Source organism: Caulobacter sp. FV2ye17ST, from assembly GCF_058680955.1.
The window spans coordinates 4,120,631-4,135,235 of record NZ_CM178727.1 but is presented as its reverse complement, the minus strand read 5'-3'; the positions used below and the strand labels follow the sequence as shown (position 1 = coordinate 4,135,235).

General features: G+C 66.2%; 14 protein-coding genes. 5 read left to right on the top strand and 9 right to left on the bottom strand.

What is annotated here, in order from left to right:
- Window positions 1–37 precede the first annotated feature (37 nt).
- The 3 genes from ACW17V_RS19950 to ACW17V_RS19940 form a co-directional block, all read right to left on the bottom strand.
- The gene (locus ACW17V_RS19950; RefSeq protein ID WP_492106759.1) at window positions 38–1,564 is read right to left on the bottom strand and encodes a tetratricopeptide repeat protein; all 1,527 of its coding nucleotides are present in this window, start codon (window positions 1,562–1,564) and stop codon (window positions 38–40) included.
- A complete protein-coding gene (locus tag ACW17V_RS19945) occupies window positions 1,551–2,252 on the bottom strand; it encodes a hypothetical protein (protein WP_492106758.1) in 702 nt (233 codons plus the stop codon). Before ACW17V_RS19945 ends, ACW17V_RS19950 begins: the two co-directional genes overlap by 14 nt.
- A 189-nt stretch (window positions 2,253–2,441) precedes the next feature.
- Window positions 2,442–3,062 (bottom strand): TetR/AcrR family transcriptional regulator, encoded by a 621-nt coding sequence (locus tag ACW17V_RS19940; protein ID WP_492106757.1) that lies wholly within the window; start codon window positions 3,060–3,062, stop codon window positions 2,442–2,444.
- Between the two features lie 117 nt (window positions 3,063–3,179).
- Here ACW17V_RS19940 and ACW17V_RS19935 point away from each other — a divergent pair, with 117 nt between their 5' ends.
- Window positions 3,180–4,511 (top strand): oxygenase MpaB family protein, encoded by a 1,332-nt coding sequence (locus tag ACW17V_RS19935; RefSeq protein ID WP_492106756.1) that lies wholly within the window; start codon window positions 3,180–3,182, stop codon window positions 4,509–4,511.
- A gap of 674 nt (window positions 4,512–5,185) precedes the next feature.
- On the opposite strand, the gene dnaQ is transcribed toward ACW17V_RS19935, so the two are convergent.
- From dnaQ to ACW17V_RS19910, 5 genes are read right to left on the bottom strand one after another with little or no spacing between them, the layout of a single operon-like run.
- The gene (gene dnaQ / locus ACW17V_RS19930; RefSeq protein WP_492106755.1) at window positions 5,186–5,899 is read right to left on the bottom strand and encodes a DNA polymerase III subunit epsilon; all 714 of its coding nucleotides are present in this window, start codon (window positions 5,897–5,899) and stop codon (window positions 5,186–5,188) included.
- A 36-nt stretch (window positions 5,900–5,935) separates the two neighbouring features.
- On the bottom strand, window positions 5,936–6,529 hold the full coding sequence (gene coaE / locus ACW17V_RS19925; protein WP_492106754.1) for a dephospho-CoA kinase: 594 nt from the start codon (window positions 6,527–6,529) through the stop codon (window positions 5,936–5,938).
- A 3-nt stretch (window positions 6,530–6,532) separates the two neighbouring features.
- Entirely contained in the window at window positions 6,533–7,390 is an 858-nt protein-coding gene (gene aroE / locus ACW17V_RS19920) for a shikimate dehydrogenase (RefSeq protein ID WP_492106753.1), read from the bottom strand.
- Entirely contained in the window at window positions 7,387–7,986 is a 600-nt protein-coding gene (locus tag ACW17V_RS19915) for a Maf family protein (protein ID WP_492106752.1), read from the bottom strand. The genes aroE and ACW17V_RS19915 overlap by 4 nt, the downstream gene beginning before the upstream one ends.
- Window positions 7,983–8,891, bottom strand: a complete 909-nt coding sequence (locus ACW17V_RS19910; protein WP_492106751.1) for a pyruvate, water dikinase regulatory protein — start codon at window positions 8,889–8,891, stop codon at window positions 7,983–7,985. The genes ACW17V_RS19915 and ACW17V_RS19910 overlap by 4 nt, the downstream gene beginning before the upstream one ends.
- 434 nt (window positions 8,892–9,325) lie before the next feature.
- Between ACW17V_RS19910 and hemE the strand changes: the two genes are divergently transcribed.
- The 4 genes from hemE to rho all read left to right on the top strand — a co-directional run bounded on the left by hemE (window position 9,326) and on the right by rho (window position 13,558).
- Window positions 9,326–10,366, top strand: coding sequence for a uroporphyrinogen decarboxylase (gene hemE / locus ACW17V_RS19905; protein WP_492108841.1), 1,041 nt, complete (start codon window positions 9,326–9,328; stop codon window positions 10,364–10,366).
- Window positions 10,363–11,406, top strand: coding sequence for a ferrochelatase (hemH, locus tag ACW17V_RS19900; RefSeq protein WP_492106750.1), 1,044 nt, complete (start codon window positions 10,363–10,365; stop codon window positions 11,404–11,406). Before hemE ends, hemH begins: the two co-directional genes overlap by 4 nt.
- Window positions 11,355–11,870 carry a CopD family protein gene (locus tag ACW17V_RS19895; protein ID WP_492108840.1) on the top strand — a complete coding sequence of 172 codons (516 nt, stop codon included), beginning with the start codon at window positions 11,355–11,357 and terminating at the stop codon, window positions 11,868–11,870. The genes hemH and ACW17V_RS19895 overlap by 52 nt, the downstream gene beginning before the upstream one ends.
- A gap of 272 nt (window positions 11,871–12,142) precedes the next feature.
- Window positions 12,143–13,558, top strand: coding sequence for a transcription termination factor Rho (gene rho, locus ACW17V_RS19890; RefSeq protein WP_492106749.1), 1,416 nt, complete (start codon window positions 12,143–12,145; stop codon window positions 13,556–13,558).
- Window positions 13,559–13,639: 81 nt separating this feature from the next.
- Here the strand turns inward: rho and ACW17V_RS19885 are convergent, their stop codons facing one another.
- Window positions 13,640–14,605: a quinone oxidoreductase family protein gene (locus tag ACW17V_RS19885; protein ID WP_492106748.1), complete on the bottom strand. Its 966-nt coding sequence runs from the start codon at window positions 14,603–14,605 to the stop codon at window positions 13,640–13,642.

The window sequence follows — 14,605 nt, the reverse complement described above, 5'->3', positions numbered from 1 at the left end:
GTGACGGCGGATCTGCGGGTTAGGCGGGCGAGTGCGTTTAGGTCGGGCTACGGGCCACCGCGCTCAGGAAGCCTTCTCCCAGCATCAGGGTGTTCTGGCCGGCCAGAGGCCGCCTACACGCCAAAGCCTGCACGATCCCGCTAGCTTCCGCGATGACGGGGGCCCAGTCGCGCGGACGAGCCTGCCGGATCAGGTGCACCGAAGCGTACCAGGGCAGGCTGGAGCCGCTTTTCATGTATCGCCACTCGGCATTCTGGGGCAGCAGGCCAATGCAGGGTTTGCCCATGGCTCCAGCCAGATGGACCGTTGCGTTTTGGACCGAAATCACAAGATCCAGGGTCTCGATCAGGTCGGCGAAATCCTGAAAATCCAGAAGCTCCTCCGCCGGAAAGTGGCGAATGGGCGAAGCCAAGGTCGCGTTGGTCTGCTCGATTTCGGCGGCGACATCGCCATACTGAAGACTGATGAATTCGCAGCCCGGCGTTTGGAGCAGGCCGCGCAAGGCTTCCAGGTCGACGGACCTTTCCGCGCGCCCCGTCTGGGCGACTCCGCCGCGCCATGAGATACCGACCCTGAAGGCGGCAGGATGTTCGCCGAGCCGTGTCGCCCAACGTGAAACGCCGTCCGGTCGGGCCTTGAGATACGGACGACCAGGAAAGTCGGCGGCGACCTTGCGGAACGCCGAGCCCAGGCTGCTTATCGCGAGCAGGACGTCCACGGACTCGCTGTCGATCCGCGCGCCGCTGGGGTGAACGAACGACACCCCTGGAAAAGCATTGCCCAGGACCCCCATAAGGCGGGGCTCACACAGGCAGACGATACTTTTGGCAACGCCTTGAAGGTCCGCAAACAGGCTGGCGAACATCACTTGATCGCCGATGCCCTGATCCCCGATTACCAGCACCCGCTTTCCAGCAAGCTCCGATACCGTCGGGGCGGTTTTCAGCATCGGGACAAGCGCCGCCGGAACAAAGCCGCGAGTCTGGGCAAAGTCCTCCGATCGCCAACGCGCCTCGTAGTCGGGCCAGCCCTGAGCAAAATCGCCATTGGCCAGCCTCAGAAGTCCGCGTTCGTACAGGGGGGCGATGGCGTCCGGTCGCAGCTGGGCGGCTTGGTCGAAAAAGGCCAGGGCTTGGTCGTTCTCACCCAGCACCCGATGCATCTTGCCAAGGCGCACCAGGGTGTCAAAGGTGACCGCTTCGTCCTGCAAGGCCTTCACGTAGGCTTCGATCGCCTCTCGCTGCCGACCGGAATTGGCCAGAGAATCCCCGCGCAATTGCCATGCCGCGCCAAAGCCAGCGTTCTCGGCCAGCGCCGCGTCGGCTATGGCAAGAGCATCGTCGTAGCGGCCTTGCAGCTGGAGGATTCTGCCCAGAACCCAGAGTGGTTGGGGCGCCGCAGGGCCGAAACGGTGCGCTTTCCGCGCCAAGATCTCGGCCTCCTGAAACTGCCCGGCTGCCTCGAGCTGGATCGCGAGGGCGAGAAGAGCTTCCTGGTCCCGAGGATTCTTCAGGAGGCGGCGGCGCAGCAGGTTGACGGCCTTGCGCGGATCAGCCTCCAGCATCTGACCTCGCGACGCTTACGGTGCGGGCTAGGGCCTCGCGCCATTCGTCGGCATAATCGCAATCGACGTATTCCTTGAAATAGGGGCCGCCGCGCGTGAAGTGCGCGATCTTCGCCGCGGGATTGGGCGGGTATTCGCCCACCAGCCAGTTCCATTCCAGGGGCAGGGCCCCGATCTGATCGTCGCTTTCCAGCCAGCGAAACTGGTGAAGATCCAGGCCGCTGGCGGTGTTGACATAGTCCGGCGTCAGCGCCCCACAGCGCGCGTTGTTGAACAGGACCACGCTGGACCAATTCTTCTTCGGATAGGGCAGTTGCGCGTGTCCGAGGAACTTCTCGCGGTCGCGCGGTTCGTACTCGTGCCGCGCCACGATCACCGCGAAGCGATCGTCGGCCTGAGCGAACAGTTCGGCGATGTCAGCGCGAACCAGCATGTCGCAGTCCATGAACAGCGACCAGCCCTCATAGCCTGACAAGTACGGCGTCAAGAACCGGCTGAAAGAGAAATCGGTGGACTGCTGCGTCACGCGGGGCCGATCGTGCAGCGCCCCCAGCGTGGAGAGCGCGATCGGCACAATGCGGATCGGGCGGGAAGCGTGATCGATAAGGCTCTGGCAAAGGGCGTGGTAGGCGACGCGCTCCGCCACGTCGTAACCGATGTAAATGTCCAGAGTGGGGGGAAGTGACAACCGAGGCTCCAAGGGCGGCGCTGCGGGGCTAAGTCTTCCCGAAACGAAGCTAACCTTTTAACGACGGTAGACAAAACGCCAAGATGATTTGGCCCCATAAGGGAGGAAGTCCACCAGGGGCCGCGCTGTGGTGATTTACGATCTCGACGCCCATCCCAGGACGCGATGGCGGCTTTTTCGCCTGAAACCTCAGCCGCCTAGTCCGGCGCCGCCTCTCCCCCGCGCGATCAGCGCCGACAGATAGCTCTCCATCAGCAGCACCAGTTCGTCCTCCAGCACGGCGGGCGACAGGTTCAGGTCCGGCTCGGCGGCCGCGGCGCGCAGCAGGCCGGCCACCGCGTGGGTCAGGACGAACAGCGACTCCGGCGACAGATCCAGACTGAGCCGGGCCTTGCCGTCGATGGTCGCCAGGAACGCCTGGTGGTGGTGGGCCATCACCGCGTCGCCGCCGCCCTGAAACAGCGCGTCCAGCAGCGCCCTGCGGGTTTCGGGCGAGCCTTCGAACGTCGTCATCAGGGCCTGGACGATGGACCGGACGCTGCCCAGTTGCGGGGCCGCGATCAGGGTCTGGGCGATCTTGCCGCGCGCCGCTTCGGCCCGGCGCTGGGCCATGGCCGCCAGGATCTCCGACTTGCCGGCGAAATATTGATACAGGGTGCCGATGCTGACCCCCGCCCGCTGGGCGATGTGATTGGTGGTCAGGCTCTCCAGGCCGCCGGCCTCCAGAAGTTGAAAGGTCGCGTCGAAGATCGCCTCGACCGTGACCTCGGCCCGGGCCTGCCGGGGCGTTCTCCTCGATTTTTCAGTCACTTGCCGGCTTCCTTCGCGCGAGGATCGCTCGCCGGGCAAGGCGAGTAGAAACATGAGCAATGCTTACATAACCTGACATCCAGGGCGAGGGGCCATCCGTCGCAAGGGATTTCGAGCATGAACGGCACGATCGAACAGGTCCGCGCCCGGGTCGCCGACCAGAAGACCCGCCAGCCGGAGCTCTATGGCGGCATCGACTTCACCGTGACGCCCGAGCGGTTCACCGAGGACCCGGCCGACAGCATCGCGCCGCGCACCGTCAAGGGCGCCGAGCCGACGGCGGAACATTTCGATCTGGTGCGGGCCTACACCCTGCTGGGCGACCGGGTGGCCGACGCCTATGCCGGCCTGATGCCGCAGCACGGCTTCCGGGGTCTGATCGCGATGCTGACCAGGGCCTGTGACGAGGGGCTGGAGGCCGTGCCCGACGCTCCGCCTGAGCTGGTGGCTTTCATTCGCGACATGGAGCACGTCCCTGACTGGGTCGACATGGATCTGGTGCGCGAGGGCGCGCGGCTGGACCGCAACGCCGCCGCCAACCTGTCGCCCTTCGCCATCCGGGGCGCGTTCGTCGCCACCTTCATGAACAAGTACGCGGCCCTGCCGATGGCCCTGACCGGCACCCTGGGCCACGAGACCGCCGCGCGGCGGGTCAATGAGACGGCCAGCTTCTTCACCTCGACCCTGCTGCCCGGCGCCCTGGAGCGGCATGGCGAAGGGTTCAAGGCCGCGGCCATGGTGCGGCTGATGCACTCGATGGTCCGCTTCAACGCCCTGCGCCGGCCCGGCGCCTGGGATTCCAAGGTCTATGGCGTACCCATCCCGCAGGTCGACCAGATGCCGGCGGGCCTGATCCCGATCTTCCTGCTCAGCTACAAGCTGCTGGCCCGGGGCCGCACCACCTTCACCCCGGCCGAGCGGGCCCGGGTCGAGCTCAGTCGCTACCGCTGCTATCTGCTGGGCCTGCCCGAGGACCTGCTGGCCGACACGCCGGTGGGCGTGGTCCAGACCATGACCGCCCGCAACCAGACCCTGCGCAAAGGCTTCGACGACGAGACCTGCGGAACCCTGGTCCGCGCCACCCTGGCGGCCTATCTGCCGCCCGACCGTTCGTGGCGCAATCGCCTGTTCGACACCGTCGAGCGCGGCTTCGCCAAGGTGTTCTTCCTGCGCCAGTTCATGGGCGGCGACGTCGCGGCGGCGGCCCGGATGGGGGTGCGGATCACCGGCGGCGACCGCGCCCTGTTCCTGCTGGTCGCTGCGATCGTCACCAGCCGCATGGCGATCTATGGCCTGGCGCTGAAGATCCCGGGCCTGCGCGATCTGGCCGACCGCGATCTGGTGGCCCAGCTGCGCCGGCATTTGGTTCGCTATGGCCACGCCGAATTCACCACCGACGCGGCGCAGTATCGACCCACCCGGCCGGCGCCGGAGCCCGCGACGGCCTGATGAACTACGGGGATAGAGGGCGCTCAATCCCCCTTCTTTCGAGAACAAACCCCCGCCCAATCAGCCACTTGTAAAATAGTTGATCGCGCCAATCCTCGGCGCTCAAACCACCCGTATTCTTGAGCCTGTCCCTGTCGCAGGGGGAGGCGCCTGGATCCGGCCCAACAGCGGCGATGGGGATGGAGCTGAGCGGGGCCGCGCGGTCAAGCGGCGAGGACGAAGGTGGTCTGTTCGTTGGATAGATCCGGGACCACCGGAAGGCTCGTCGGAGGAACAGCGTGGAGCGACAGGGCGAGGGATCGTAAACCCGCCTATCGCGCATCGTCGGGGGTCGAGACGGTTAGCCGATTGACCTTGGTGCGCGCCCGTACGGGGGCTCTTGGGTATCAGAGCTGAAACACGCTCGCTTGGCCCAATCCTCACGCAAGAACAGCTTCTGCGAAGCGGACAGGTCGAGCCGAAACGCACAAAACACATCACGGTCATCCGGGGTCGCCCCGGCCGCTTCGCGCCTCCCCATCCCCTTCAGTGGCTGATGCCGCGTGAGGCTGAGAGCCCGTGTCTTCTCCCTTCCCCCTTGATGGGGGAAGGGCGTCGAAAGGAGAACGCCCCAAAGGAGGAGGACGACCGCGACGGCAGGTCAGGAGAGAGCCAGTTCAGTCGCCCGGGGACGATCAGCCTTGCAGCTCAACCAGACCCAGCTTCACCCAGACGGCCTTGTCCTTCAGGGTCGACTGGATCCACTCGACATGCACCGCGCGCTCGGCCTCGGTCGAGCGGGGCGGCAGCGGCCGGGGGCGGACGCCATAGGCGCCAGCCTGCAGCTGGCCGGCCATGACTTCGGTGACCACCGCCGTCAGCTCCAGGGCGCGTTCCTTGCCGCCCTGCAGTTCCAGATAGACCTCGGCCAGCAGGTGGGCGTCGATCAGCGCGCCGTGCTTGTCGCGGCTTTCGAGGCTGATCTTGTAGCGTTTGCACAGGGCGTCGAGCGAATTGTACATGCCCGGAAAGCGCTTCTTGGCCATGGCCAGGGTATCGACCCAGCGGGCTTCGGGCAGGGCTGGGCGACCGCACTTTTCCAGCTCGAAATTGACGAAGCTGCGGTCGAAGGCGGCGTTGTGGGCGACGACGACGCTATCGCCCACGAAGTCCAGAAAGCGGTCGGCGATGGCCTCGAAGCGGGGCTTGCCGGTCAGGAACTCCGACGACAGGCCGTGAACCTTCTGCGCTTCGGCCGGCATGTCGCGCAGCGGGTCGCAATATTCATGGAACGAGCGGCCGGTCGGCATGAAGTCGACCACCTCGATACAGCCGATTTCGACCAGACGGTCGCCCGTCTTCGGATCAAAGCCGGTGGTTTCGGTGTCGAGGATGATTTCCCGGGCCATGGCGATTCAATGGGCCGGTTCGGCGGCCCCTTCAAGTCACGCAGGTTGTCGCAGGGTCGCCAGGATCTGACGAACCTGTTGATGGGCATGGTCCAGCCCCTGGCTGGTGTCGATGACGAAGTCGGCCCGGGCCCGCTTTTCGGCGTCGGGCAGCTGGCGGGCCAGGATGGCGTCCAGCTTGGCCTCGTCCATGCCGGGCCGGGCCAGGACCCGGGCGCGCTGGACGTCAGCAGGGGCCGAGACCACCACGACCTTGTGGACCCTCTTGTCGCCGCCGGTTTCGTACAGCAGGGGCACGTCCAGCAGGACGATGTCCTTGCCCTGGGCCGCCGCCTTTTCGAAGAAGCCGATCCGGTCGGCGCCGACCAACGGATGGACGATGGTTTCCAGCTTCTGCAGGGCTTCCGGATCGCCGACCACGGCGGCGCTCAGCCGGGTGCGGTCAATGGCGCCGTCGACGACCACGCCGGGAAAGGCCGCCTCGACCGGGGCCACGGCCGCCCCGCCGGCCGCGTAGAGCGCATGCACCGCCGCGTCGCTGTCATAGACGGGCACGCACTCGGCCTCGAACATCGCCGAGGTGGTCGACTTGCCCATGCCGATGGAGCCCGTAAGGCCGACGATGATCATGGTTCAGGCCTCGCCCAGCAGGTTCAGCGCCAGGCCGCGCACGTCGACCGACGCCGGCGGGGTCTGGCCATAAAAGGCTTCGAAGGACGGGACGGCCTGGCGCAGCAGCATTTCCAGACCATCCACCGTACGGCGGCCCAGAGCGTCGGCGCGCTGGAGAAATTCGGTGCGCAGCGGCTTGTAGACCATGTCGACCACCACCGCGTCGGTTGGGGTCAGCTCCAAGGGTGCGACGGGCCCATCGCCGCCGCCCAGCCCCAGCGAGGTGGCGTTGATCACCAGGCCGGCGTCGGCCAGCAGCCAGGGTAGGTCAGCCTCGGCGGCGGCGAGGGTCTGTTCCCCGAACGCCGCGACCAGTTCCTCGGCCCGGGCCAGAGTGCGATTGACGATCCGCACCTGTGGCGCGCCGGCCAGCAGCAGGGCCGCGACGGCCCCGCGCGCCGCGCCGCCGGCGCCAAGGATCACGACCGGCGCGGCGGAAACGTCAAAGCCCGGGGCCTGGGCGGCGATGGCGCCCAGCAGGCCGGGGCCGTCGGTATTGTCGGCCCGGATCGAACCGTCGGCCTCGAAGATCAGCAGGTTGGCGGCGCCGGCCATCCGGGCCAGATCGCTGGCGGTGTCGGCCGCCGCCAGAGCGCGTTCCTTGAAAGGGATGGTGACGTTCAGACCACGAATGGCTCCGCCGCGCAGGCCCTCGATGAAGGCTTCGAAGCGATTCTCCGCCGGAGCGAAAGGAACATAGGCGGCGTCGAGGCCGGCGGCGGCGATCCAGGCATTGTGGATGACCGGGCTCATCGAGTGCTTGATCGGCGCGCCGCAGACGCCGGCGACGATCGCCGCGCCGGTGAGGGTCGAACTCATGCCTCGAGGGCTCCATGAAGACGCAGGAAGTCCAGCAGCCCCACCAGCGGCAGGCCCAGGATCGTGAAATAGTCGCCGTCGATGGCGTCGAACAGCTGCACGCCTTCGCTTTCCAGCTCGTAGCAGCCGACGCAGTGCAGGATGTGCTCGCCGCGCCGCGCCAGATAGCCGTCGAGCCAGGCGTCGCTGAACGGGCGGACGGAAAGCTTGGCGCTCTGCACGACCCGCCAGATCGGCTTTCCGTCGCGGGCGACGACCACGGCCGAATGCAGCTTGTGGGTCTGGCCCCGCAGCTCCAGCAGCAGGGCGCGGGCCTGATCCAGGGTCTCGACCTTGTCGATCAGCCGGCCGGCGAAATCCAGCGTCTGGTCGGCGCCGATCACCAGGCCCGGCCGCTTGGTCGAGACCTTGACCGCCTTCAGCTCGGCCAGGGCGTCGGCCACCTCGCGGGGGCTGGCGCCCTCGGCCAGCAGCCCGGCCTTGGTCGCGTCTTCATCCACACCGGCGATGACGGCTTCGAAATCGATCCCGGCATTGCGCAGGATCGCCTGCCGGGCCGAGCTTTTCGAGGCCAGGGTGACCGGGGTGCGGCTCATCCCAGAACCTCGACCTGGCCGCGACCGCCCGACAGCAGGTTGATGATCGCCGCGGCGGTCTCTTCCACCGAGCGGCGGGTGACGTCGATGATCGGCCAGCCCATTTTCTCGAACAGGCGGCGGGCGGCGATGATCTCGCTGCGCACCGAGTCGGTGTCGATATAGTCGCTCTCGCGGTTTTCCTTCAGCGACAGCAGCCGGTTGCGGCGGATCTGGATCAGCCGGTCGGGCGAGGTCATCAGGCCGACGATCAGGGTATTTTTCAGCTCGAACAGTTCAGACGGCGGCGGCCGGCCCGGCACCAGCGGCACGTTGGCGGCGCGCACGCCCCGGTGGGCCAGATAGATGCAGGTCGGAGTCTTGGAGGTGCGCGACACCCCCACCAGGATGACGTCGGCCTGGGTCAGGTCCTGGCCGCCCTGGCCGTCGTCATGGGCGATGGCGTAGTCCAGCGCCTCGATCCGATCGAAATAGTCATTGTTGAGCGCGTGCTGCGCGCCGACCCGCGTGGAGATCCGCGCGCCCAGATAGCGCGACATGGCGCTGACCACGGGATCCAGGGCGGCGATGCAGGGCATTTCCAGCCGCCGGCAGCCTTCCTCCAGCGCCGAGCGCAGGTTGGGATCGATGATCGTGTGCATCACCACGCCCGGCGCGCCGGCGATCTCCTCCAGCGCCCGGTCCAGCTGACGGGTGGAGCGGACCAGGGCGTAGATGTGTTCGATCGGCAGGATGTCGGTGAACCGGGCGCAAACGGCGCGAGCCATCGCGTTCAGGGTTTCCCCGGTCGAATCCGACACCAGGTGGATATGGAAATAGGTCGCGAAGCGCGGCGCGGGCCGGTCTTCGCCCGGCCCTCCGCCCGAACCTTCCTGTGGATCATCCGTTAACGGTTGCTTAACCACTTGGCCTGCCTCTGGGGACGCGTGGGCGCCAAAGCCGTCCCGAAGCGTCATGTCATGGCGCCGCTGTGATCAACGGCCATATTGACCGCGTAACATCCCCAAGCCGAAGCCGCATCCCTGGAAGTTGGATGATCGCCATCCCATGTCCGGGGATGAATGGTTAACGAGGCCTTAAGGACGGCGAGGCGCGTTAAGAGTTCATTAAGGAACCTAAGGCCCTAGCCATTCATCCCCGTGATTAACAGGGCGTCGTCCCCATGTGGGGGATCGTGGGAATAAGCCGGGATGGCGTGTGCGCGACGACGACCGCCGGGCGGTTTTCCCCAGTTCCCACTTGCCCTGCCTCTCCTGCTTCCAAACTTAAGATCTTATTAAGAAATGGAAGAATGGCCTTCGGACTTGAGCCCAAGGGCAGGACGGGATTTAAGGCCTTCATGAACGCCCCGACCCTGATCGCTCCGACGCCCAAGCTGCTCTCCGTCCTCGCCGGACAGACCGCCGAACGCCCGCCCGTCTGGTTCATGCGCCAGGCCGGTCGCTATCTTCCGGAATACCGGGCCGTTCGCGCCACGACGCCGGACTTCATCAGCTTCTGCTTCGATCCTGAAAAGGCCGCCGAGGTGACGCTGCAGCCGATGCGGCGTTTTCCCTATGACGCGGCCATCGTGTTCGCCGACATCCTGTTGATCCCCGGCGCTCTGGGTCAGAAGGTCTGGTTCGAGGCAGGAGAAGGTCCGCGCCTCGGCGAAATGCCTTCCATTGAATCCATGGCCGAACTGGCCGGTGATGCGGGCGCCAGCCTGTCCAACATCGGCGAGACCCTGCGTCGCGTTCGCGCTGCGCTGGATCCCGAAAAGGCGCTGATCGGTTTCGCCGGCGCGCCCTGGACCGTCGCGACCTACATGATCGAAGGCGGCTCAAGCGACAGGACCGGCGCGCGGACCTATGCCTATCAGAACCCTGAAAAGCTGGACCAGCTGATCGCCGTGCTGGTCGAGGCGACGATCGACTATCTGGTCATGCAGGTGAAGGCCGGGGCACAGGCCCTGAAGCTGTTCGAAAGCTGGGCCGAGGGCCTGTCCGAACCGCAGTTCGAGCGGCTGGTGATCAAGCCGCATGCCGCCATCGTGCAGGGTCTGCGCGATCGGGGCGTGACCGTTCCGGTGATCGGCTTCCCGCGCGGCGCCGGCGCCCTGGTGGAAAACTATGCGTCGGTCGTGCCGGTGCAGGGCGTGGCCCTGGACACCCAGGTCAGCGCGGCGATGGGCCTTCGCATCCAGAAGATTAAGCCGATCCAGGGCGCGCTGGATCCCCTGCTGCTGCGGGCCGGCGGCGATGCGCTGCTGCGCCGGGTGGACCAGATGATCGAGCAGTGGGGGCAGGGCCCTTACATCTTCAATCTGGGGCACGGCATTCTGCCCGATACGCCGATCGCCCACGTCGAACAGGTTCTGGCCCGGGTGACCGGCAAATGACCGCCCGCAAGAAAGTCGCCGTCGTCCTGTTCAATCTGGGCGGGCCCGATGGCCCGGACGCCGTGCGTCCGTTCCTGTTCAATCTCTTTCGCGACAAGGCCATCATCGGCGCGCCGGCGATCATCCGGTATCCGATCGCGGCCCTGATCTCGACGACCCGGGAAAAGAGCGCTCAGGCCAATTACGCGATGATGGGCGGCGGCTCGCCCTTGCTGCCGGAAACCCAGAAGCAGGCTGCTGCTCTGGAAGCCTCGCTGGCTGAGGCCATGCCAGACGCCGAGACCAAGTGCTTCATCGCCATGCGCTACTGGAAGCCTTTGACGGAAGAGACGGCCAAGGCGGTCCAGGCCTGGGCTCCGGACGAGATCGTCCTGCTGCCGCTCTATCCGCACTTTTCAACCACGACGACCGGCTCGTCGGTCAAGGCGTGGAACAAGGCTTATCGCGGCCCGGGCAAGGCGCGGACAGTCTGTTGCTATCCCACCGACGACGCGCTGATCGAGGCGCACGCCCGCCTGATCCGCGAGGCCTATGAAAAGGCCGGCAGTCCCAAGCCGGCGCGGCTTCTGTTCTCCGCTCACGGGCTGCCCGAGAAGGTCATTCTGGCCGGCGACCCCTACCAGACGCAGATCGAGGCCACGGCCGCCGCCGTCGCGGCCCGGCTGGGCGAGGGCTGGGACTGGAAGGTCAGCTATCAGAGCCGGGTCGGCCCGCTGAAATGGATCGGTCCCTCGACCGACGATGAGATCCGCGCCGCCAGCCACCAGGGTCTGGCCCTGGTGGTGACGCCCATCGCCTTTGTCTCGGAGCACATCGAGACCCTGGTCGAGCTGGATCACGAATATCGCGAACTGGCGGTCGAGGCCGGCTGTCCGGCCTATATCCGCGTTCCGGCCCTGGGGATTGAGCCCGGCTTCATCGCCGGTCTCGCCAGGGCAGTGGTCGACGCCCTGCCCCGCGAAGGCGTGGCTCCGGCCTGCGCCTGGCGCTGCGCCGGCGACCGCAGCCAGTGTCCCCGCACGCAAGGAGCCGCGGCGTGACCGATTTCCTGGTTCAGAACTTCAACGTCTTTCGCGGCCTGCACATCCTGGCCGTGATCGCGTTCATGGCCGGCATGCTCTATCTGCCGCGGCTCTACGTCTATCACACCAAGGCCACGCCCGGTTCCGAGATGGACGAGACGTTCAAGGTGATGGAGCGCCGGCTGCTGCGCGGGATCATCAATCCGGCCGCGGTCCTGACCTTTGTGTTCGGCCTGGCCCTGATCCTGGCCGACAGCCAGATTCGCGGCTGGGACTTCCTCTTGCAGCCCTGGATGATCACCAAGCTGGTGGCGCTGGTCGGTCTCTATGGCTGGCACGGCTTCCTGTCGGCGTCGCGGCGCAAGTTCGAGCGGGGCGAGAACACCCGCTCGGAAAAGTTCTGGCGGATCACCAACGAGATCCCGTTTGTGCTGGCGATCATCATCGTGATCTCGGTCACCACCAAGTTCCTGAACCACTAGGTTGGGCCCCAGCGGGGCGGCGGCGCTTGACCCGCCCCCCTGCATGTGGTTCCCATCGGCTTCAAGCCTGACGCCCAGCGTCCGACTTGTGTCTTCACGGACTGGCGCCCGTCCTGGCGCGCCCCCTGGAGCCTGGCTCCGAAGGTCCGTTCCCCAATCGATCCGCGTCGTCGTCATGGCGCGCTCGCCCGGTTTCCTGAACCTGGCGTGGAACTGAAATCCTTTCCGACCGGATCGCCTCTCGCGGTCCGCGTCCCCGTTTGAGTCAAACCATGACCGAAGACACCGAACACCAAGACGCGTCCGCCGATCAGGAACCCGTCGTCGACACCACCACCCCCGCCGAAGTCCCCGGCGCCGAGTCCGAAGAGGATGGCGGCGACGAAGGCTCCGAGATCAGCGCCGCCGTCGCGGCCCTGGGCCTGAAGACCATGTCGCTGCAGGAGCTGAAGGAGAAATCCCCGGCCGACCTGCTGGCCTTCGCCGAGACCTTCGAGGTCGAGAACGCCAACTCCATGCGCAAGCAGGACATGATGTTCGCGATCCTGAAGACCCTCGCCGAAGAAGGCGTGGAGATCTCGGGCTCGGGCACCATGGAAGTGCTGCAGGACGGCTTCGGCTTCCTGCGCTCGCCGGAAGCCAATTATCTGCCGGGTCCGGACGACATCTATGTTTCGCCCTCGCAGATCCGCAAGTATGGCCTGCGCACCGGTGACACCGTCGACGGCGCCATCCGCTCACCGCGGGAGGGCGAGCGCTACTTCGCCCTGACCGGCGTGGCCAAGATCAATTTCGAGGCCCCCGACAACGTCAAGCACAAGATCCACTTCGACAACCTGACGCCGCTCTATCCCGAAGAGCGCCTGAACATGGAACTGCCCGATCCGACCGTGAAGGATCGCTCGGGCCGGATCATCGATATCGTCGCCCCGCTCGGTAAAGGCCAACGCTGCCTGATCGTCGCCCCGCCGCGCGTGGGTAAGACCGTCATGCTGCAGAACATCGCCAAGTCGATCGAGACCAACCATCCGGAAATCTACCTGATCGTCCTGCTGATCGACGAGCGTCCAGAAGAAGTCACCGACATGCAGCGCACGGTGAAGGGCGAGGTCATCGCCTCGACCTTCGACGAACCGGCGACCCGCCACGTGCAAGTGGCCGAGATGGTCATCGAAAAGGCCAAGCGCCTGGTCGAGCACAAGCGCGACGTCGTCATCCTGCTGGACTCCGTCACCCGTTTGGGCCGCGCCTACAACACCACGGTCCCGTCGTCGGGCAAGGTGCTGACCGGCGGTGTTGACGCCAACGCCCTGCAGCGTCCCAAGCGCTTCTTCGGCGCGGCGCGCAATGTGGAGGAGGGCGGTTCGCTGACCATCATCGCCACCGCCCTGATCGATACCGGCAGCCGCATGGACGAAGTGATCTTCGAAGAGTTCAAGGGCACCGGTAACTCGGAAATCATCCTGGACCGCAAGGTCGCCGACAAGCGCATCTTCCCGGCCATCGACGTGCTGAAGTCCGGCACTCGCAAGGAAGAGCTGATCACCCCGCGCGACCAGCTGCAGAAGACCTATGTGTTGCGCCGCATCCTCAACCCGATGGGCGCGTCGGACGCCATCGAGTTCCTGCTCGAGAAGATGCGCCAGTCCAAGACCAACGGCGACTTCTTCCAGTCGATGAACACCTGAGTCCGAACCGACTCATCGCCATACGGAAAAGCCCCGGGGATGACCCGGGGCTTTTTTGTGGGTCTGACCGGGTATGCGGCCCTACGGCAGCAGCAGGGTAGCGCCGGTCGTACGTCGACCTTCCAGGGCCTCATGCGCGGCGCGGGCCTCCGACAGCGGGAAGGTCTGGCCGATATCGATCTTGACCGCGCCTGAGGCCAGGACCGCGAATAGGGCCTCTGCACTTTCGTCCAGCTCGTCGGTAGTGACGATGTAGTCGAACAGGCGAGGGCGGGTCACGAACAGCGATTTGCCTGACAGCTCCAGCGGCGAGAACGGTGGGACGGGCCCCGAGGCGTTGCCGAAGGTGGCCAGAACGCCGCGTCGCGCCAGGCTCTTGAGGCTGGCCTCGAAGGTGTCATTGCCGACGCCGTCATAGACCACGGCGACGCCCTTGCCGCCGGTGATCTCGGCGACGCGCGCGGCGACGTCCTCGTGGTCATAGAGGATCACGTGGTCGGCGCCGAGATCGCGGGCGATGGCGGCCTTGGCCTCCGTTCCCACCGTGGCGATCACCGTTGCGCCCAGATTCTTGCACCATTGGACGAGGATCGAGCCCACGCCGCCGGCGGCCGCATGGACCAGCACGATGTCGCCGGGTTTCACGTGGAAACATCGGCGGACCAGGAACTCGGCGGTCATGCCCTTGAGCAGGACAGCCGCGGCGATCTCCAGGCTGACGTCGTCGGGAACCTTCACCGCCCGATCGGCCGCGACGACAGCCGCTTCGGCATAGGCGCCGAGCGAGCCGTTATAGGCGACGCGGTCGCCGACGGCGAAACGCGTGACGCCCTCGCCTAGCGCCTCGACGACGCCTGCCGCCTCCAGCCCCAGCACCACCGGCATCTTCATCGGATACAGGCCGGAGCGGTGATAGGTGTCGATGAAGTTCAGGCCCACCGCGTGGTGGCGGACGAGGATCTGGCCCGGCCCCGGCGTGGGGACAGGCAGGTCGACGGCCTCGAGCACTTCGGGTCCACCGGCCTTGGTCGCTTGGATCGCCAGCAT